Annotated in this window: 20 protein-coding genes and 1 pseudogene; 16 read left to right on the top strand and 5 right to left on the bottom strand. The window is 71.8% G+C overall.

The genetic code is table 11. The annotated features are described in order from the left end of the window. The first annotated feature begins 91 nt into the window (after window positions 1-91). Window positions 92-466, top strand: coding sequence for a hypothetical protein (locus ABS772_RS09475; protein ID WP_350394000.1), 375 nt, complete (start codon window positions 92-94; stop codon window positions 464-466). Between the two features lie 7 nt (window positions 467-473). Here the strand turns inward: ABS772_RS09475 and ABS772_RS09470 are convergent, their stop codons facing one another. The 3 genes from ABS772_RS09470 to ABS772_RS09460 form a co-directional block, all read right to left on the bottom strand. Then, window positions 474-806 (bottom strand): type II toxin-antitoxin system RelE/ParE family toxin, encoded by a 333-nt coding sequence (locus ABS772_RS09470; RefSeq protein WP_350393999.1) that lies wholly within the window; start codon window positions 804-806, stop codon window positions 474-476. Next, the gene (locus tag ABS772_RS09465; protein ID WP_350393998.1) at window positions 763-1,038 is read right to left on the bottom strand and encodes a type II toxin-antitoxin system ParD family antitoxin; all 276 of its coding nucleotides are present in this window, start codon (window positions 1,036-1,038) and stop codon (window positions 763-765) included. Before ABS772_RS09465 ends, ABS772_RS09470 begins: the two co-directional genes overlap by 44 nt. A gap of 131 nt (window positions 1,039-1,169) precedes the next feature. Beyond that, window positions 1,170-3,830 carry a heparinase II/III domain-containing protein gene (locus ABS772_RS09460; protein WP_350393997.1) on the bottom strand — a complete coding sequence of 887 codons (2,661 nt, stop codon included), beginning with the start codon at window positions 3,828-3,830 and terminating at the stop codon, window positions 1,170-1,172. Window positions 3,831-3,987: 157 nt separating this feature from the next. Between ABS772_RS09460 and flgB the strand changes: the two genes are divergently transcribed. Genes flgB through fliP form a run of 10 tightly spaced genes read left to right on the top strand, consistent with a single transcriptional unit; the run spans window position 3,988 to window position 10,236 of the window. Then, the gene (flgB, locus tag ABS772_RS09455; protein WP_238258813.1) at window positions 3,988-4,377 is read left to right on the top strand and encodes a flagellar basal body rod protein FlgB; all 390 of its coding nucleotides are present in this window, start codon (window positions 3,988-3,990) and stop codon (window positions 4,375-4,377) included. Then, the gene (flgC, locus tag ABS772_RS09450; protein WP_350393995.1) at window positions 4,374-4,790 is read left to right on the top strand and encodes a flagellar basal body rod protein FlgC; all 417 of its coding nucleotides are present in this window, start codon (window positions 4,374-4,376) and stop codon (window positions 4,788-4,790) included. The genes flgB and flgC overlap by 4 nt, the downstream gene beginning before the upstream one ends. Window positions 4,791-4,801: 11 nt before the next feature. After that, window positions 4,802-5,155: a flagellar hook-basal body complex protein FliE gene (locus ABS772_RS09445; protein ID WP_350393994.1), complete on the top strand. Its 354-nt coding sequence runs from the start codon at window positions 4,802-4,804 to the stop codon at window positions 5,153-5,155. A 26-nt stretch (window positions 5,156-5,181) separates the two neighbouring features. Beyond that, window positions 5,182-5,970, top strand: coding sequence for a flagellar basal-body rod protein FlgG (gene flgG, locus ABS772_RS09440; protein ID WP_238256476.1), 789 nt, complete (start codon window positions 5,182-5,184; stop codon window positions 5,968-5,970). Between the two features lie 41 nt (window positions 5,971-6,011). Beyond that, on the top strand, window positions 6,012-6,509 hold the full coding sequence (gene flgA, locus ABS772_RS09435; RefSeq protein WP_350393992.1) for a flagellar basal body P-ring formation chaperone FlgA: 498 nt from the start codon (window positions 6,012-6,014) through the stop codon (window positions 6,507-6,509). 47 nt (window positions 6,510-6,556) lie between these two features. Continuing rightward, window positions 6,557-7,684: a flagellar basal body P-ring protein FlgI gene (gene flgI, locus ABS772_RS09430; RefSeq protein ID WP_238256477.1), complete on the top strand. Its 1,128-nt coding sequence runs from the start codon at window positions 6,557-6,559 to the stop codon at window positions 7,682-7,684. Beyond that, a complete protein-coding gene (locus ABS772_RS09425) occupies window positions 7,684-8,268 on the top strand; it encodes a MotE family protein (protein WP_350393990.1) in 585 nt (194 codons plus the stop codon). The genes flgI and ABS772_RS09425 overlap by 1 nt, the downstream gene beginning before the upstream one ends. Further along, window positions 8,268-8,978: a flagellar basal body L-ring protein FlgH gene (gene flgH, locus ABS772_RS09420; protein ID WP_350393988.1), complete on the top strand. Its 711-nt coding sequence runs from the start codon at window positions 8,268-8,270 to the stop codon at window positions 8,976-8,978. Before ABS772_RS09425 ends, flgH begins: the two co-directional genes overlap by 1 nt. An 11-nt stretch (window positions 8,979-8,989) precedes the next feature. Then, the gene (locus tag ABS772_RS09415) at window positions 8,990-9,472 is read left to right on the top strand and encodes a flagellar basal body-associated FliL family protein (RefSeq protein WP_350393987.1); all 483 of its coding nucleotides are present in this window, start codon (window positions 8,990-8,992) and stop codon (window positions 9,470-9,472) included. 8 nt (window positions 9,473-9,480) lie between these two features. Next, entirely contained in the window at window positions 9,481-10,236 is a 756-nt protein-coding gene (gene fliP / locus ABS772_RS09410) for a flagellar type III secretion system pore protein FliP (RefSeq protein WP_350393985.1), read from the top strand. On the opposite strand, the gene ABS772_RS09405 is transcribed toward fliP, so the two are convergent. Together ABS772_RS09405 and ABS772_RS09400 are read right to left on the bottom strand one after the other, a co-directional pair. After that, window positions 10,208-10,357 carry a hypothetical protein gene (locus ABS772_RS09405; RefSeq protein ID WP_407942978.1) on the bottom strand — a complete coding sequence of 50 codons (150 nt, stop codon included), beginning with the start codon at window positions 10,355-10,357 and terminating at the stop codon, window positions 10,208-10,210. The genes fliP and ABS772_RS09405 overlap by 29 nt on opposite strands. Continuing rightward, window positions 10,358-11,011, bottom strand: a complete 654-nt coding sequence (locus tag ABS772_RS09400) for a hypothetical protein (protein WP_350393983.1) — start codon at window positions 11,009-11,011, stop codon at window positions 10,358-10,360. It lies immediately after the preceding gene. Window positions 11,012-11,127: 116 nt separating this feature from the next. Here ABS772_RS09400 and fliF point away from each other — a divergent pair, with 116 nt between their 5' ends. The 5 genes and pseudogenes from fliF to ABS772_RS09375 form a co-directional block, all read left to right on the top strand. Then, window positions 11,128-12,828 (top strand): flagellar basal-body MS-ring/collar protein FliF, encoded by a 1,701-nt coding sequence (gene fliF, locus ABS772_RS09395; RefSeq protein WP_350393982.1) that lies wholly within the window; start codon window positions 11,128-11,130, stop codon window positions 12,826-12,828. Next, window positions 12,828-13,565, top strand: a complete 738-nt coding sequence (locus ABS772_RS09390) for a hypothetical protein (RefSeq protein WP_350393981.1) — start codon at window positions 12,828-12,830, stop codon at window positions 13,563-13,565. The genes fliF and ABS772_RS09390 overlap by 1 nt, the downstream gene beginning before the upstream one ends. A gap of 1 nt (window position 13,566) precedes the next feature. Then, a complete protein-coding gene (locus tag ABS772_RS09385; protein ID WP_350393979.1) occupies window positions 13,567-14,952 on the top strand; it encodes a MotB family protein in 1,386 nt (461 codons plus the stop codon). Next, window positions 14,949-16,241 carry a chemotaxis protein gene (locus tag ABS772_RS09380; RefSeq protein WP_350393978.1) on the top strand — a complete coding sequence of 431 codons (1,293 nt, stop codon included), beginning with the start codon at window positions 14,949-14,951 and terminating at the stop codon, window positions 16,239-16,241. Before ABS772_RS09385 ends, ABS772_RS09380 begins: the two co-directional genes overlap by 4 nt. A gap of 37 nt (window positions 16,242-16,278) precedes the next feature. After that, window positions 16,279-16,483, top strand: a pseudogene (locus ABS772_RS09375) (flagellar hook-length control protein FliK); the annotation flags it as partial.

Below are 16,483 nucleotides of genomic sequence, written 5' to 3'. Positions count from 1 at the left end.
CGTCACAAAAAACCCCACCTTGCCCCCCATCCCTCGGTCCATGGCCGGATCGGACAAGAATCAGCGGCCGGTATCATTGGGGGCTTGCCGGATGACGCTCGACGACGCGCGCGACGACTTCTCGCGCCTGCATCGCCTGTTCACCTTCCACCTCGGCGTGGCGGTCGGCCTCGCGTGGCTGACGACGCTCTACGCGGCCGCCTCGGCGCCGTGGGTGCGCAACATCCGCGCGCTGATCGACCCGACCGGCCCGGTGCGGATCGAGAGCACGCTCTCCTACCTGTTCGTGATGCCGGCCGTCCTGACGCTCGCCTGGGCGTCGGCCTATTTCGGTCGCGAGACCATGCGCCGCTTCCAGACCCTGTCGAACCAGACGCTGGAATTCGCCGCCGCGGCGATGGTGGCCTTCGGCGTGTTCTACCTGTCGATCGACCGGGCCGTGGCCGTGATCAGCGCGGGGTTCTGAGGCTCGCTCAAGCTTCAAAATCGTCGCGCCCGATGTCGCGATACCCGCTGAGAACGCGCACCAACTCGATCCCGTGTTGTTTCGGGAAGTAGAACAGCACGGAGCTTCCCACGGGGAAGCTCCGCAGGTTTTCGAACAGTTCCGCTCCGAGACGCCCCGCCTCGGGGTTGTCGGCCAGCATTTCCAAGACGCTTTCGACCCGATCGAGGACGCCGTCGGCGGCGGTCTCATTCTCGTCGGCGATATAGTCCCAGAGGTCGAGGAGATCCTGGCGGGCGCGGGGTCGGCGAACGATGTCACCCACGTGTGGCGTCTTCGTTTCTCGTCCGTCGCCGGGCACGCGCCTCCGCCTTGATCGCAGCCATGTCGAGCGGTTCGGCCGGACCGCTGTCGATTCCGTCCTGTATGTCGCGCCGCAGGGCTTCCAGCTTGGCAGCTCGGGTTTGCTCGCGCTCTTCCATCATCCGCAAGCCGTCGCGCACGACCTCGCTGGCGGAGGCGTAGCGACCACTCGCGACGAGCCCCTTCACGAAGCGCTCGTAATGTTCGCCCAACGTGTAGCTCGATGCCATCGCTCAACCCTCACGACGTATTAAAATAGCACTTTATGCTATTCGTTCAAAGGCGCTCTGATTGCTGGGGTGCTGGCTGACGGCGTCCTCGCGCCGGATCATCCTCTCGTCGCCCGAACGTGGCGGGCCACTTACGCCTCTACCAACCGGCGCACCTCCTCATCGGCGAGCAGCCGTAAAAGCCGCTGCTCCGCCTCCGCATCCGCGGCGAGGACGACGCCGCCGCAGACCGTGTCGCGGCCGGTGAAGGCGTAGCGCAGCACCGGCGTCGGCCTCAGCCCCCCGGCACCCGTCGCGGAAAACCCCTGCATCGCGTGCGGCCGGTCGTTGCGGCCGATGGCGGCGTCCATCCCGGCCGCCTGCCCTCTCAACGGCACCGCGACGACATCCAGCCGCCGGCCGTCCTGCTGCGCCAGCGCCCGGCGCGGCCCCGAGAGGGCGACCAGCGCTTCGGGGGGAAGATGCAGCCGCCCCTCGAACGCGAGGGCGCCCCCCGGCCGTCGGAACCGGTCGATCACCGCCATCCCGCTCAGGTCGTCGAGCACGAGGAACAGGCGGACATGGTCGTGATCGGGACCGTGCACCGTGGTGGCGAGCCGCAGCGCCTCGGCGCCGTCGAGCGCCACGCGCGCGGTGAGCAGGCCCGAACCGGCCATCGGCTCGACTCCGTCCGCGATCGCGACGTTGTGGGCGCGGGGCGAGAGCAGGTGGTGACGCGCCGGCCCGACCTCGACGCCCTCGGCCCCGCCCCCCTCCACGATCCAGCGCCGCGAGCCGGTGGCGAAGGTGAAGGAGGTGCAGTCGCGATGCCCGTGCGGTGACTGCGCGGCATAGGTGAGGGCGAAATGACCCCAGCCGCGCTCCATCCCGTCGTGGCGCAGGGCGACCAGGCCGGCGGTGCGGCCGTCCGGAACGGGTGCCGCGTCCCGCTCGGCCACGAGATTGCGGTCCCGGGCCGACAGCCGGGCGATCCAGCCGGCATGGTCGAGGCCGGCCGGCGCGTCGCCGAAGGGCGGCAGCCGCCCGCCCGGATCGAGCAGGCCGGCGAGCCCCGGCAGCGCGGCCTCGACGCGGCGGCGGATCGTCGGGCCGGGCTCGCTCTCGCCGAGGGCCGCGGCGATGGCCTGCCCGTGGCTCACAAGGTCGAGGCGCCGCACCGGCGCGGCTTCGGCGAAATCGCCGCCCTCGGGCAGGAGCGCGTCGAAGCCGTGGGCGAGGCTGTCGCGGGCGAGCGAATCCCAGTGCGGAGCGAAGGCGAAGTCGGGCAGCGCGCGTGCCAGGGCGAGGAGTGCGGCCGCTGCCTGGATGCCGTGCAGGGCGCGAGCCAGGGTGTTCTGACCGACGATCTCGGCCAGCGCGAAGCCGTGCCGCGCGGCTTCCGCGGCGATCTCGACGCGGGCGGGCTCGTCGCCGTCCGCAACCAGGCTCGCGAACACGTCGGAGCGGGGAGCCAGGGCCGCCGGGTGCAGGCTCAGGCCGTCCGCCGGCTGGCCCCAGGGATTGGCCCGCGACCAGGAGGCAGCAATGCTCTGAGCGCGCATCGCCGTGCCGGGGAGTGCGGCGAGCGGTAGGAGCCAGGCCAGCGACTGGTAGGCGAGGCGCCACGCCACCGAGCGGAACGGATCCTCGCGCCAGTCCGGCGCCGCGGGCAAGGTCCAGTCGGGCAGGCCGGCAAGGCTCAGGACCACGTTGTCGCCCTCGATGCGCGCGCTTCGGTCCGGGCCTTCCCGCAACGCGCGGGCTCGAGCGAGGATCGGCGCGGCCCCCGCACTGGATCTCGCGATCCATGAGCCGGGCACGCCGCCGGGCAGGCCGAGCCGGTCGGCGAGGCGGGTGAGAAAGGCCGGCGCGTCGAGGAGGTCGTCGTCGCACAGGCTCTCGAGCCGGAACGCGTCTTCGAGCGCGAGTTCCGGCAGGCCGATCAGCTCGGCCTCCGGCGGATCCTCCGCATCCTCCCAGACGCTGAAATCCAGTTCCACGGAGGCCGCGCCGGGCGGCGGGCGCAGCGTCAGCGTGAAGCGGCGGGCCTGCGGTCGTGCGGCGAGGTTGATGACCGCGCCGAGCCCCGGCACGGAGACCGCGTTGGCGTAGGGCGGCGCGATCTCCGCTCCCGTCCGGTCGCGGTAGACGAGCCGCACCCGCGCGGCATGCTCGTCGGCCCGCGCGGCGTAGATCTGGCCGCGCAGTACCAGGGCGATCTCCTCGGCGAGCGCGTAGCCGAATCGCAACCCCTCTCCGCCGAGCGGGCGCCGACGCGGCCCCGGCCCATGATCGGGCGCGCCGAGGCGCAGAACCGGATCGGCCACGGTGACGGCGCCCGTGTTGCGCCAGGAGCGCAGGGTGACGACGACGCCGCTCGCCTGATCGGGCACGCGGAAGGCAATGCGGAACGGATCCGCACCGAGGAGCGCCGGCCCCGGAATCCAGGCGACCTGCGGATCGAGCAGGCTGCGGGCGAGACCCGGCACGTGGTCGAGATCGAGGCTGGAGCCGTCCGCCGCCAGGAAGTCGAAGCCGGCCGCGGCGGCATCGACGGCCAGGGCCGCCTCCTCGCCCTCCTCGAAGGCGAGGCCGAATTGCAGGCAGGCCCAGCGGCCGGGGGCGAGATCGGAAAAACCGAAACCCACCCGCGCGAAGCGGTTGTTGGGCGCGATCCGGTGCAGCCCCTCGCGTCCGCCCGGCCCGGCGCCCCCGGCATAGCGGGCCGAGGCCGGCCGGAGCGGGGCCGCGCCCTCGCCGCCGCGCTCTGCGTCGGAGGCCGCCGCGCCGGCCCGCTCGTCGATCTGGTCCATCACCCACAGGCGCTACCGCGAGGGCCGCCCCTGTCAAGGCGCGAGCCAGCCTCGTGCAAGATTGCCTACCTAAACCTCCCATCCGACGCGGAGCTCACCCTCGGAGTGCACCCGCGTCCGGCATTTCTCCGAAGGCCCTTGGGATGGGGGCGTGACCATGACGACGGGCGTCTACCTGTTCGATCTCGCCTCGCAGCACGCGCGCTACCTCGCGACGCGGCAGGCCACCATCGCCGGAAACGTCGCGAACGCGAACACCCCCGGCTACAAGGCGCGGGACGTGATGCCGTTCGCCCAGGTCTTGGCCAAGACCGGCCTCGACATGTCCTCGACGGCCCGGACCCACCTGGACGCGCCGGGCAACCGCATCCCCGTTCGCGAGGCGAAGCCGTCGGAGACCTGGGAGGTGCTCGAATCGTCGAGCGCGGTCAGCCTGGAGCAGGAGATGCTCAAGGCCGGCGACGTCTCCCGGCAGCACAACCTCGATACGGCGGTGGTGAAGTCGTTCCACCGCATGCTGATGGCCGCGGTCAGGAGCGGGTCGTGATCGATCCCCTGCTCTCCGCCTCGCGGCTCGCGAGCGCCGGCCTCGAAGCGCAGTCGCTGCGCATGCGGGTCGTCTCCGAAAACCTCGCCAACGCGCAATCGACGGGCGCGACGCCGGGCGCGGATCCCTATGCCCGCAAGACGGTGACGTTCCGGGCCGAACTCGACCGGGCGGCGGGCGTCGCCTCGGTGCGCCTGCGCGAGATCGGCACCGACACCGCCCCGTTCCGCACCGAGCACGACCCGGCCAACCCGGCGGCGGACGAGAGCGGCAACGTCAAGCTGCCCAACGTGAACATGCTCGTCGAGATGGCCGACATGCGCGAGGCCAACCGCTCCTACGAGGCGAACCTCCAGGTCATCAAGCAGGCCCGGGCCATGGTCGCCAGCGTCATCGATCTCCTGAAGTCCTGAGACCGTCCGCGATGATCGAAGCTCTCTCCTCTCTCTCGGCCTTCGACAAGATCGCCGGAACCTCCTTCGCCGAGACCGCGCCGGCCCAGAAGGCCGCGTTCTCGCCGGCCGCCGTGTCCGGGATCGCCGGGCCCGCCGCGACGGCGCCCACCGATTTCGGCGACGTGATGGCACAGGTCGCAGCAAGCGCCCGCGACGCGATCCGCACCGGCGAGGCGACGGCGATCTCCGGCATCCAGGGCAAGGCCACCGCCCAGCAGGTGGTCGAGGCGGTGATGTCCGCCGAGCAGAGCCTCCAGACCGTGGTGGCGATCCGCGACAAGGTCGTCGCCGCCTACCTCGAACTCAGCCGCATGCCGATCTGATCGGCCCCGTTTAAGGATCCCTCGCCATGCGCGCGCTCGCCATCGCCGCCACGGGCATGTCCGCCCAGCAGCTCAACCTCGAAGTCATCGCCAACAACATCGCCAACCTGAACACCACCGGGTTCAAGGGCGCGCGGGCCGAGTTCACCGACCTGCTCTATCAGGCCGAGCGGCAGCAGGGCGTCCCGAACCAGGCGGGCCAGGAGGCGGTGCCGGAGGGCGCGATGCTGGGCCTCGGCGTGCGGGCGGCCGCGATCCGCAACCTGCACCGGCAGGGATCGCTCGCCAACACCGGCAACCAGCTCGATCTGGCGGTGAACGGGCGCGGCTACTTCCAGATCACCAGCCCCGCGGGCGAGATCAACTACACCCGCGCCGGCTCGTTCAACAAGAACAACGCCGGCCAGCTCGTGACGATGGAAGGCTACGCCGTCGATCCGGCGATCCTCATCCCGCAGAACACGACCCAGGTGACGATCAACGAGTCGGGTCAGGTCTTCGCCAAGATCGACGGGCAGGTGGCGCTGCAGAATATCGGCCAGCTCACGCTCGCCAACTTCGCCAACGAATCGGGCCTCGAGCCGCTCGGCAACGGCCTCTACCGCGAGACCCCGGCCTCGGGCGCGCCGGTCGTCGGCAATCCCGGCGACGTGAGCTACGGCCGGCTGCAGCAGGGCTATCTCGAAGGGTCGAACGTCGATCCGGTCAAGGAGATCACCAGCCTGATCACCGCCCAGCGCGCCTTCGAGATGAACTCGAAGGTGATCCAGGCGGCCGACGAGATGGCCGGAACGGTCTCCAAGGGCATCCGGTGACGCCGGCCGCGTCTTCCCCTCCTCCTTCGGCGCGATCCTCCATGCCCCGCAAGACTTTCGTCCGCGGCCTCGTGCTCGCCGCCCTCGCCGCCGGCCCGGCCTTCCACGCCGCGGTCCCGGCGCGCGCCGCCGAGGGGATGGCGAATGCCGAGCTCATGCTGCCGGTGCCGACCGTCACGATCTATCCCGGCGACACGATCAAGGACTCGATGCTGCGGATGCAGGCCTATCCCGCGACCTACCGGGCGCGCACGGCCGTCATCGACGCCTCCGCCGCGATCGCCGGCCGCACCGCGCGGCGGATGCTGCTGCCGGGCGAGCCGGTGCCGGTCAACGCCGTAGACGATCCCCGCCTCGTCAGCCGGGGCGCGCCGACGCAGATGGTCTTCGAGGAGAACGGCCTCGTCATCACCGCCATCGGGGCGCCGCTCCAGAACGGCGGCCTCGGCGAGACGATCCGCGTGCGCAACACCGACACCAACCGCATCATCCTCGGCACGGTGATGGCCGACGGCCGCATCCGGATCGGCGCGCAATGACCCGCCGTGGCGCCTCCCTCGCCGCGCCGTCGCGCGGGCAGATGGCGATGCATCGCCGCCTGATCCTCGCCGTCCTGCTCGGCCTGCTCACCGGCCTCGGCTTCGCCGTCATGACCGGGCCGGTCTTCGCGGCGGGCACCCGCATCAAGGACATCGCCACGCTGAAGGGCGTGCGCGACAACCAGATCTTCGGCTACGGCCTCGTCACCGGCCTTCAGGGGACCGGCGACACCCTGCGCAACGCGCAGTTTACCGAGCAGTCGCTGCAATCGCTGCTCGACCGGCTCGGCATCAACGTGCGCGACGCGCGCCTGCGCACCCGCAACATCGCCGCCGTGATGGTGACCGCCGACCTGCCGCCCTATACCGGCACCGGCTCGCGCATCGACGTCACCGTGACCTCGATGGGCGACGCCACCTCGCTGCGCGGCGGCACGCTGCTGATGACGCCGCTGACCGGCGGCGACGGCCTCGTCTACGCGGCGGCGCAGGGGCCGCTCGCGGTCTCCGGCTTCTCGGTGCAAGGGCAGGCGGAGCAGCTGACGCAGGGCGTGCCGACGGCCGGCCGCATCCCCAACGGCGCCCTGATCGAGCGCGAGGTGCCCGGCACCTTCCGCGACCTGCCCGAACTCGTGTTCGAGCTGAAGAACCCCGACTTCAAGACCGCAACCCAGATCTCGGATGCGATCAACGCGTGGTCGCTCGGCGCCTTCGGCCGGCGCATCGCCAGCGCCCGCGACCAGCGCGCCGTGGTGGTGATGCGCTCGCGCCAGATGGCTCAGACCCGGCTCGTGGCGCAGATCGGCGACCTGACGATCCAGCCCGACACCCCGGCCCGCGTCGTCGTCGACCAGCGCACCGGCACGGTGGTGATCGGGCGCAACGTGACGATCTCCACGGTCGCCGTGACCCACGGCAACCTCACGGTGCGCGTCACCGAGGCGCCGGAGGTGTCGCAGCCCGAGCCGTTCTCCAACGGCCAGACCGTCGTGGTGCCGCGCACCGAGGTGAGCGCGCGGGAGGAGCGCGGCAAGCTCGCCATCCTCGGCGGCTCCGACCTGCAGACGCTGGTGCGCGGCCTCAACCAGGTCGGGCTGAAGCCCACCGACATCATCGCGATCCTGCAGGCGGTGAAGACCGCCGGCGCCCTCCAGGCCGAGCTCGTGGTGCAGTGATGGGAGCAACGCTGCGCATCAGCCTGTGCTGGCTCGCCCTCACCGGCGGCGCCCTCGCGGCCGGCGGTGAGCATGCCGACCCGGCCAAGGACGCGGCGATGCGGGCGCTCGCCGTCCGCGACGCCCCGAAGGACGTCTCCGCCCAGGATTACGTCGCCAAGGAGCCGGCCAAGACCGGCTACTGCGCCAACATCGCCGACGCCGCGGCGGATGCCCGCTTCGCCTGGCAGAAGGAGCAGCTCGCGGCGATGGAGCGGCAGGTCGAAGAGCGCATCAAGCTCCTCGAAGAGAAGCGGGCCGAGTACGAGGCGTGGCTCAAGCGCCGCAACGAGTTCCTGGCCAAGGCCGACGAGAGCGTGGTCGCGGTCTACGCCAAGATGCGCCCCGACGCGGCGGCGCTCCAGCTCGCCAACATGCCCGACGAGGCGGCGGCGGCCCTGCTGACCAAGCTCAACGCCCGAACCGCCAGCGCCATCCTCTCCGAGATGGAGGCGGCCCGCGCCGCCGGGCTTGCCCGCGCCATGTCCGAATCCGGCCGCAAGGACGCGACCGCGCCGGCGCCGAAGAAGAACCAGAGGTCGTGATGCGCACTGCTCCCACCGCCGCGGCGGCCCTGCTCGCCCTCTCGCTCGGCGCCTGCCAGAGCGACCTCGACCGCCTCGGCCGCCCGCCCGTGCTGACGCCGATCGGCACCGGCCTCAACGCGCCGCGCGAGCCGCTGCCGACCAGCTTCGGCGCCCTGGGTGCGCGCCACAGCTACCACTCGACCTGGAGCCCGGCGAGCGCCGCGCTCTACCAGGATCCGCGTGCCCGCGACGTCGGCGACGTCATCACGGTGAGCATCGCCATCAACGACAAGGCGCAGTTCGACAACGCCACCGAGCGCGAGCGCAGCCAGAAGAGCTTCCTCGGCTTCGATTTCGGCTACGGCGTCTCGGGGCTGAAGGATTCGGCCACCGCCGATACCGGAATCCGCTCCGGCACCGAGACCAAGGGCCAGGGCTCGATCGACCGCAAGGAATCGCTCAGCCTCTCGGTCGCGGCGGTCGTCACCGAGGTGCTGCCCAACGGCAACGTGGTGATCTCGGGCTCGCAGGAGGTGCGGGTCAACAACGAGGTGCGCGTGCTCAACGTCGCCGGCATCGTCCGCCCGCGCGACATCTCGCGCAAGAACACCATCGACTACGACAAGATCGCCGAGGCCCGCATCTCCTACGGCGGCCGCGGGCGCCTCACCGACGTGCAGAACCCCACGCTGGGCCAGCAGGTCTTCGAGACCGTGGCGCCGTTCTGACGGGGGCGAACATGGCGGACGCCAAGGATACCAAGAAGGGCGGCAAGGGCTGGATCGGGGCGCTCGCCCTCGTCACCCTCGTTGCCGTCGGGACCGGGGGCGGGCTCGGCGTCTACCTTCTCGGCAGCGTCGAGAAGTCGGTCGACCTCAAGAAGCGCGAGGAAGCCGACAAGGCGGTGAAGGTGCTCAACTACACCGGCGACCTGAGCCTGCGCAGCGTCGGCTCCGTGGTGGCCAACCTCGCCGAGCCGACCGATTCCTGGGTGCGGATCGAATCCTCGGTGGTGTTCAAGACAGGGTCCCTGCCGAACCCCGACGTGACCCTCGCCGAGATCCGCGCCGACGCGCTCGCCTATCTGCGCACGCTCTCCATGGCGCAGATCGAGGGCGCGAGCGGGCTGCAGCACCTGCGCGAGGATCTCAACGAGCGCGTCGCGATCCGCACCAAGGGCGCGGTGCGCGAGCTCATCGTCGAATCGCTGGTGGTCCAATGAGCGGGCGGATGATCCGGCGCCTGACTCTGGCAGCGGCGGTCCTGGGGCTTTCCGCCACCGCCGCCCTGGCGCAGGGCGGCGTCACCGGCGTGCCCGGCCTCGACGCGCTGCTGCCGCCGGGCAACGGCGCCGCGTCCGGGCGCATCATCCAGCTCGTCGCGATGCTCACCGTGCTGTCGCTGGCGCCGGGCCTACTCGTGATGGTGACGAGCTTCACGCGCTTCGCCGTCGCCTTCTCGTTCCTGCGCTCCGGGCTCGGCCTGCAGAGCACGCCGGCCAACCTGTTCCTCGTCTCGCTTGCCCTGTTCATGACCTTCTACGTCATGGCGCCGACCTTCGACCGCGCCTGGAACGAGGGCGTGAAGCCGCTGCAGGAGAACCGCATCGGCGAGGAGGAGGCGTTCAGCAAGATCGTCGAGCCGTTCCGCGAGTTCATGGCCCAGCACGTGCGCCCGAAGGACCTTCAGACATTCTCCGACTTGGCCAGCCGCAACTTTCCTAAGGCTGAAGCCGGGGACAAGATCGACCTGCGCATCCTGATCCCGGCCTTCATGATCTCGGAGCTGCGCCGGGGCTTCGAGATCGGCTTCCTGATCGTGCTGCCCTTCCTCGTCATCGACATCATCGTCTCCACCATCGTGATGTCGATGGGCATGATGATGCTGCCGCCGACTGTGATCTCACTGCCGTTCAAGGTGCTGTTCTTCATCCTGATCGACGGGTGGAACCTGCTGGTCAGCGGCTTGGTGCGGTCGTTCTTCTGACGCGCAGCATGGCGCGGTAGGCCCGCCGCTCGGTCTCGGCCCGCACCGTGGACGCCCGCACCTGAAGCAGGTCGCGGCGCGTCAGCAGCCCGACCAGGGCGCCGGTCTCCGGATCGGTCACTCAGCCGCCGTAGGACCAGAGGTCGCGCCCGAACGCCCGGGTCAGGTGCGCGTGCAGCGTCCTCAGACGCGCCAGGGCTGCCGCGGCCTGGTCGGCGACCGCCCTCGCCTCGACGCGGAGCACGACGTCCGGCCCCTCGTCCGGATCGCCCTCGGCGACGAACAGCGTCCCGTCACGGACGACGACGCGCATGAACCAGCTCTGGTCGATCTCGTCCCAGACCACGCCGTCGGCGCCCGCGCCGGCGAGTGACGTCAGGATCGCCCGCGTCTGCGGCACGTCGTCGGTCCAGGGGAAGGAGATGACCGGCCGGTCGGCCTCCAGGACGAGCGGCGTCACCGAGAAGTACGGGAACGGATGCGCCAGGGCCGCGGGTTTGCCGTGCCGTTGCGCGGCCGCGACCAGCCTCTCGTAATGGGCGATCAGTGCCGGCTCATGGCCCGGCAGATCGGCCGCCGCCGCGAGAGGCGGGAGGCGGCACGGAAGGTCCGGCGGATCGAGGGGCACCCGCAGCCGCTCCCAATCGTCCGGACCGATGCCATGGTCGGGGCCGATATAGAGGCTGTCGGCGATGCGGAAGGCGGCATCGCACAGGAACGGCCCGAGCGGCCGGGCCCGGGCCATCCAGGCTTCGTCCGGAACATCCCCGATCATCGACGGCCCTCGTTCGAAGACCGCGCGAAGATGCGCCGCGCCGCAATCCCCGCGCAAGGCTGAGCCCTCATTCAGGCTGGCGACGCGTGTCAGGTCGCCAACGGGATCGGTCCGGGATGTTCGGTCGCGAGCAAGCCGAGAGATTGTGGAGCAATATCGTCGATCTCGGCGCGAGGCGGCTGATCGCCCTCGGGCTGGTCGGCCTCCTCGTGTTTCTCGGCGTCGGCGTCGGTGCCTATTATCTCAGCCGCCCGGCCCAGGAGACGCTCTATACCGGCCTGTCGCGCGAGGACGTGTCGCGCATCGGCGGCGTGCTCAAGGACAACGGCATCCCCTTCGACGTGTCGTCCGACGGCACGGCCGTCCTCGTCTCGTTCGGCCATACCGCGCAGGCGCGGATGCTGCTCGCCGAGAAGGGCCTGCCGCAGAGCTCGAAATCCGGCTACGAGCTGTTCAACGATCTCGGGTCGCTTGGCATGACCTCCTTCATGCAGGAGGTGACCCGCGTGCGGGCGCTGGAGGGCGAGATCGCCCGCACCATCCAGGGCATGAAGGGCGTGCGCGCCGCCCGCGTCCACCTCGTCCTGCCCGACCGCGGCTCGTTCCGCCGCGACCAGCAGCCGGCCTCCGCCTCCGTCGTGGTGCGCACCGAGCCCGCCGACGACGTGTCCGGCGCGCAGGCGATCCGCCAGCTCGTCGCCTCGGCGATCCCCGGCATGAAGCCCGACCGCGTCACCGTGATCGGCTCGGAGGGGACGGTGCTGCTCGCGGGCGACGACGCCGGCACGGCGCCGACCGGCAAGATGGCGACGCTGGAGAAGTCGGTCAGCCGCGAGATGCAGGACAACATCCGCCGCACGCTGGCGCCCTATCTCGGCGTCGGCAATTTCGAGGTCAGCGTCGCGACCCAGCTCAACACCGACAAGACGTCGACCAACGAGACGATCTACAACCCCGACCAGCGCGTCGAGCGCTCGGTGCGCTCGGTGCGCGAGAACGAGAACGCGCAGAACCGCAACAGCCAGCGCCCGACCAGCGCGCAGGAGAACCTGCCCGACCAGCGCACCCGCTCGGACGGCAACGACCAGTCGAGCAACGAGAGCTCGAAGAAGGAAGACCTCACCAACTACGAGATCTCCCAGAAGACGATCCAGACGGTGAGCGACGGCTACGCCATCCGCCGGCTCTCGGTCGCGGTGCTGGTCAACCGCTCGCGGCTGACCGCGCTCGCCGGCCCCGACGAGAAGGCCGGCCTCGATAAGCAGATCGCGGAGATCGAGGAGCTGGTCGGCTCGGCGGCCGGCTTCAGCAAGGAGCGCGGCGACACGATCAAGGTCGCGGCGGTGGGCTTCGTCAACGACGGCCAGCCGCTGGAGCCGGTGCCGCCGCTCTCGCTCACCGACGTGATGATGAAGCAGTCCGGCACGCTCATCAACGCGGCGACGATCCTCGTCGTGGCCGGCCTGCTGATCTGGTTCGGCCTGCGCCCAGCGCTGCGCGCCATCCTCGCGACGCCCGAGACCGCCCAGATCGAGGCCGCCGCGCTCGCCGGACCCGAGGGCGCGCCCGCACTCGCCGCTGGCATGGCGTCCGAGGGGACGGCGGCGCTCGCTGCACCCGGCGCGGCCCTTCCCGGCGCCGTCGGTCAGGCCGAGACCGCCAAGCTGCCGGCGCCCGGCGTCGCCGGCCTGCTGGAGGAGCTCGAGGACAAGATGGCCCGCTCGCCGCAGAAGCGGCTGGAGCAGCTCATCGACATCGACGAGGAGCAGGTCGCGGCCGTCCTCAAGCGCTGGCTCATGCGTGAGGAGCCGGCGTGATGGACGCGGTGATCGCCCGCTACCTGCCGGATTTTTCCGCGCCGCCGCCGCCCGCGCCGGTCGCCGACGAGCCGGATTTTTCGGGGACGTGGTTCCGCGCCCCCGCTTCGACCCCGGAGCCGACCCCGGCGCCGTCCATGGTCGAGCCCGAGGCGGCGCACGCGATCGAACCGATCCTGCCCCGCGCCGCCGCGGCGGCACGGCCGGTGGAGGACCGCGAGGCGCTGATCGCCGCCGCCGAGGCGCGCGGGCGTGCGCAGGGCCACGCGGAGGCACTGGAGGCGGCGCTGGCGCAGGCCGCGCTCGAGCGCGTGGCGCAGCAGGCCCTGTTCGAGGAAGGGTTGGCGCAGGCGCGCCGCGATTGGACCGAGGCACAGGGCGAGGCCCTTGCGGCGGGCTTCACCGCGGCGATGCAGGCGCTCGACGCCACGTTGTCGGACCGGGTCGCGCGGCTGATCGCGCCCGTCCTGGGCGAGGCGCTGCAGCGGCGGGCGCTCGACGAACTCGGCGCCGCCCTCCGTCGCATCCTGGCCGAGCCGCAGCGGGCGGCCGTGCGGGTGCGCGGGCCGGACGACCTGATCGCGTCCCTGTCCGCCCGGCTCGGCGGCCTCTCGGCCGGCATCGCCTTCGAGGCGGATGCGGGGCCGGAGGTGTGCGTGAGCGCGGGCGAGACCGTGATCGAAACCGAACTCGCGGCCTGGAGCCGCCTGATCGCTGCGGCGGTCGCGGAGGCGTGAGATGTCGGAACACGCCCACGAGATCATCATCATCAAGCGCCACGGCGACCACGAGGACGGCCATCACGGCGGTGCCTGGAAGATCGCGCTCGCCGACTTCATGACGGCGATGATGGCCCTGTTCCTGGTGATGTGGCTGATCAACTCCACCAGCAAGGAGCAGAAGCAGACCATCGCCGAGTATTTCAACCCGGTGAAGCTCGCCGAGGTCACCCACGACCGCAAGGGCGTGAACGACCCGCAGGACGCGCCCAACGATCCCGCCCCGTCGGGGAAGGGCAAGGGCGACGGCGGCAGCGCCGAGGGCAAGGGCGCTGAGGGGAAGGGTGACGCGGCCGGCGCGCCGGGGAGCCGCGCCCGCGAATCCGCCCTGTTCCAGGACCCCTACGCCGTGCTCGCCAAGCTCGCCGCGGAGGCCGAGGCCGGGCCGGAGGCGGCGAGCGCCGACGCCGCCGCGCTCGAAGCCGGACTGCCGGGCGTGGCCGGCGGCGAGACCGGGCGCGACCCGTTCGACCCGCTCTACTGGCAGGTCGCCGCCCTGCCGCGCCAGCGCACTGACAACCCCGGCGCCCTCGACACCGTCGCCGCCGCCCCGGCCGAGGCGCGCCTCGACGCGCGCGCCCAGAACGGCGCTCAGAGCGGCGCTCCGGTCAAGGCGAAGGAACCGCAGAAGGACGGCCCCAAGGAGATCGCCCGGCAGAGCCTGCGCGAGGCCATGCGCCAGGCCGGCGTGAAGCTCGCCTCCGCCGAGCCGATGCCGCTGGACATGCCCGCCGCGAAGCCCGCGTCCGAGGCGGCCCCGGAGGCGGCGGCGCCCGAGGCCAGACCGGCGCAGCCCGAGACGACGCGCGTCGCCAGGGCGGATGCGCCGGCGCTGAAGGAGCCGGCCGCCGCCGATCAGGCGGCGAAGGCGGCCGAGACCGCCGCCCTCTCGGCGCTGAAGGCCGAGATCGCGAGAGCCGTGCCGTCGCTGCCCAACACCGCGCCCGCGCCGCATGTCGAGGTGCGCCGCACCGGCGAGGGCGTGCTCATCAGCATCACCGACGAGATCAATTTCAGCATGTTCGGTATCGGCTCGGCCGAGCCGACGCCGAAGGTGGTCAAGGCGCTGGAGCGCATCGCCAAGATCCTCAACAGCCGCCCCGGCCGCGTCGTCGTGCGCGGCCATACCGACGGACGCCCGTTCCGCTCGGAGACCTACGACAACTGGCGCCTATCCTCGGCGCGCGCGCAGATGGCCTCCTACATGCTCGTGCGCGGCGGCCTCGACGAGGCGCGCATCGAGCGCATCGAGGGCTACGCCGACCGCCAGCCCCGCATCGCCGCCGATCCGAAGGCCGCCGAGAACCGCCGCATCGAGATCCTGCTGCGGGGCCTGCCGGAATGATTTCCTTTCGGGCATCCCCGGCTCGGTCCAACCGCTCGGCCGCCCTCGCGGCAGCGGCGCTCGCCCTCGGCCTCGCCATCGTTCCGGCCGGTGCCGCCGAGCACGGCGACGGTCACGCGCCGCCCGCGGACAGCCATGGCGGGCACGGCGCTCCGGCGAAACCGATCGAACCGCTGCCGGTGAAGGCGCGCGGCCTGCCCGTCGAGCTGACGCGCACGCTTCAGCTGCTGCAGGACCGCATCGCCCGCGGCTCGACCCAGGCGCATCTCGCGCAGCGCCAGCTTCTCGGCCATATCGAGCAGCGGCTGATGGCGCTCGATCCCGAAGCCTGGACGGACGCCGAGAACGTGCGCGCCGCCGTCACCTTCGCGCTGGCGGGCGGCGGGCCGGCGGCCCTGCGGGCGCTGCTCAAATCCGGCAAGGCGCCGGAGGCGGAGCAGTCCCTGGCGCTCGGGGCGCTCGCCTATCTTGAGGGTCGGGAGCGGGAAGCGCGGGCCAAGCTCGCCGGCATCGATCCGCGCACGATGCCGTCCGGCCTCGCCGGCCAGCTCGCGCTGACGCAATCGGCGCTGATGGTGCGCGAGGCGCCCGCGAAGTCGCTCGAACTCCTGGACCTCGCGCGGCTGCTCGCGCCCGGCACCCTGGTCGAAGAGGGCGCGCTGCGCCGCCAGATCTTCGTGGTCGCCCAGGGCGGCGACGCGCGGCGCTTCGAGGCCCTGGCGATCCAGTACCTGCGCCGCTTCCGCCGCTCGGTCTATGCCGGCAATTTCCGCCAGCGCTTCGCCGGGGCGCTGACCCGCCTCGATTTCGACAGCGACCGCACCCGCATCGCCAGCCTCGAGCGGATGCTCGACGAGATCGAGCCGGAGAGCCGTCGCGACCTCTACCTGCTCGTGTCGCGGGCCGGGCTCGAGCAGGGGCGCCGAGAGACCGCCCTGTTCGCCGCCGAGCGGGCGATGGGGCTCGCCGCGCCGGATTCGCAGCCGGCGGCGCAGGCGCGGCTCTATCGCGGCGCGTCGCTGATCGTGGCGGACGGGCGCTTCGAGGAGGGCTACGAGGCCCTGCGCGGCCTCGACCGCGCCGAGTTCGCGGCCTCCGATGCGGAGCTGCTCGACGCCGCGCTCTCGACCGCCCGGCAGATCCGCACGCCGTCCCCGGTCGCCGAGGCCCGGCCCGCTCCGCCGCCCTCGGCGAGCCGGCCGATCCCGGATTCCGCCTCGCTCCTGCGGGCGCAGGAGGCCCTGGCTCGGGCCGAGCGCGCCATGGATGGCGCCACAGGCATCCCTTGAGACTCCCCGCTCCCGAACCCCGGACGATCGACGCGTGATGCCGTCCCTCGACACTCTCCTCCCGCTGCGGCCGAAGGCCGAAGCCGGCCGTGCGCCCGCGGGCGAGGATCCGCGCGCGGGCGGCGCCTCCGGCTTCGAGGCGATGCTCGGCGCGTTGGAAGGCGGAGCGGCGCCGGGCGGCGAGTCCGCGGCGGAACCGGCCGAGGCCGAAGCGGAGACGCCGCCCGCCCTCCCCTCCGACG

Origin of the sequence: Methylorubrum podarium (genome assembly GCF_040270385.1) — a bacterium.
Taxonomy (GTDB): domain Bacteria; phylum Pseudomonadota; class Alphaproteobacteria; order Rhizobiales; family Beijerinckiaceae; genus Methylobacterium; species Methylobacterium podarium.
The sequence above is the reverse complement of the archived record's forward strand: the minus strand, read 5'-3'. Positions and strand labels throughout refer to the sequence as shown.

Excerpts from the sequence above, each read along its gene's own strand:
- fliP (WP_350393985.1), top strand. The coding sequence starts at position 9,481 with ATGATCCGGCGCCTGACTCTGGCAGCGGCGGTCCTGGGGCTTTCCGCC.
- ABS772_RS09425 (WP_350393990.1), top strand. The coding sequence starts at position 7,684 with ATGGGAGCAACGCTGCGCATCAGCCTGTGCTGGCTCGCCCTCACCGGC.
- ABS772_RS09465 (WP_350393998.1), bottom strand. The coding sequence starts at position 1,038 with ATGGCATCGAGCTACACGTTGGGCGAACATTACGAGCGCTTCGTGAAG.
- ABS772_RS09385 (WP_350393979.1), top strand. The coding sequence starts at position 13,567 with ATGTCGGAACACGCCCACGAGATCATCATCATCAAGCGCCACGGCGAC.
- ABS772_RS09390 (WP_350393981.1), top strand. The coding sequence starts at position 12,828 with ATGGACGCGGTGATCGCCCGCTACCTGCCGGATTTTTCCGCGCCGCCG.
- flgG (WP_238256476.1), top strand. The coding sequence starts at position 5,182 with ATGCGCGCGCTCGCCATCGCCGCCACGGGCATGTCCGCCCAGCAGCTC.
- flgH (WP_350393988.1), top strand. The coding sequence starts at position 8,268 with ATGCGCACTGCTCCCACCGCCGCGGCGGCCCTGCTCGCCCTCTCGCTC.
- ABS772_RS09445 (WP_350393994.1), top strand. The coding sequence starts at position 4,802 with ATGATCGAAGCTCTCTCCTCTCTCTCGGCCTTCGACAAGATCGCCGGA.
- ABS772_RS09400 (WP_350393983.1), bottom strand. The coding sequence starts at position 11,011 with ATGATCGGGGATGTTCCGGACGAAGCCTGGATGGCCCGGGCCCGGCCG.
- ABS772_RS09475 (WP_350394000.1), top strand. The coding sequence starts at position 92 with ATGACGCTCGACGACGCGCGCGACGACTTCTCGCGCCTGCATCGCCTG.
- flgA (WP_350393992.1), top strand. The coding sequence starts at position 6,012 with ATGCCCCGCAAGACTTTCGTCCGCGGCCTCGTGCTCGCCGCCCTCGCC.
- flgB (WP_238258813.1), top strand. The coding sequence starts at position 3,988 with ATGACGACGGGCGTCTACCTGTTCGATCTCGCCTCGCAGCACGCGCGC.
- flgI (WP_238256477.1), top strand. The coding sequence starts at position 6,557 with ATGCATCGCCGCCTGATCCTCGCCGTCCTGCTCGGCCTGCTCACCGGC.
- ABS772_RS09380 (WP_350393978.1), top strand. The coding sequence starts at position 14,949 with ATGATTTCCTTTCGGGCATCCCCGGCTCGGTCCAACCGCTCGGCCGCC.
- ABS772_RS09415 (WP_350393987.1), top strand. The coding sequence starts at position 8,990 with ATGGCGGACGCCAAGGATACCAAGAAGGGCGGCAAGGGCTGGATCGGG.
- ABS772_RS09460 (WP_350393997.1), bottom strand. The coding sequence starts at position 3,830 with ATGGACCAGATCGACGAGCGGGCCGGCGCGGCGGCCTCCGACGCAGAG.
- fliF (WP_350393982.1), top strand. The coding sequence starts at position 11,128 with ATGTTCGGTCGCGAGCAAGCCGAGAGATTGTGGAGCAATATCGTCGAT.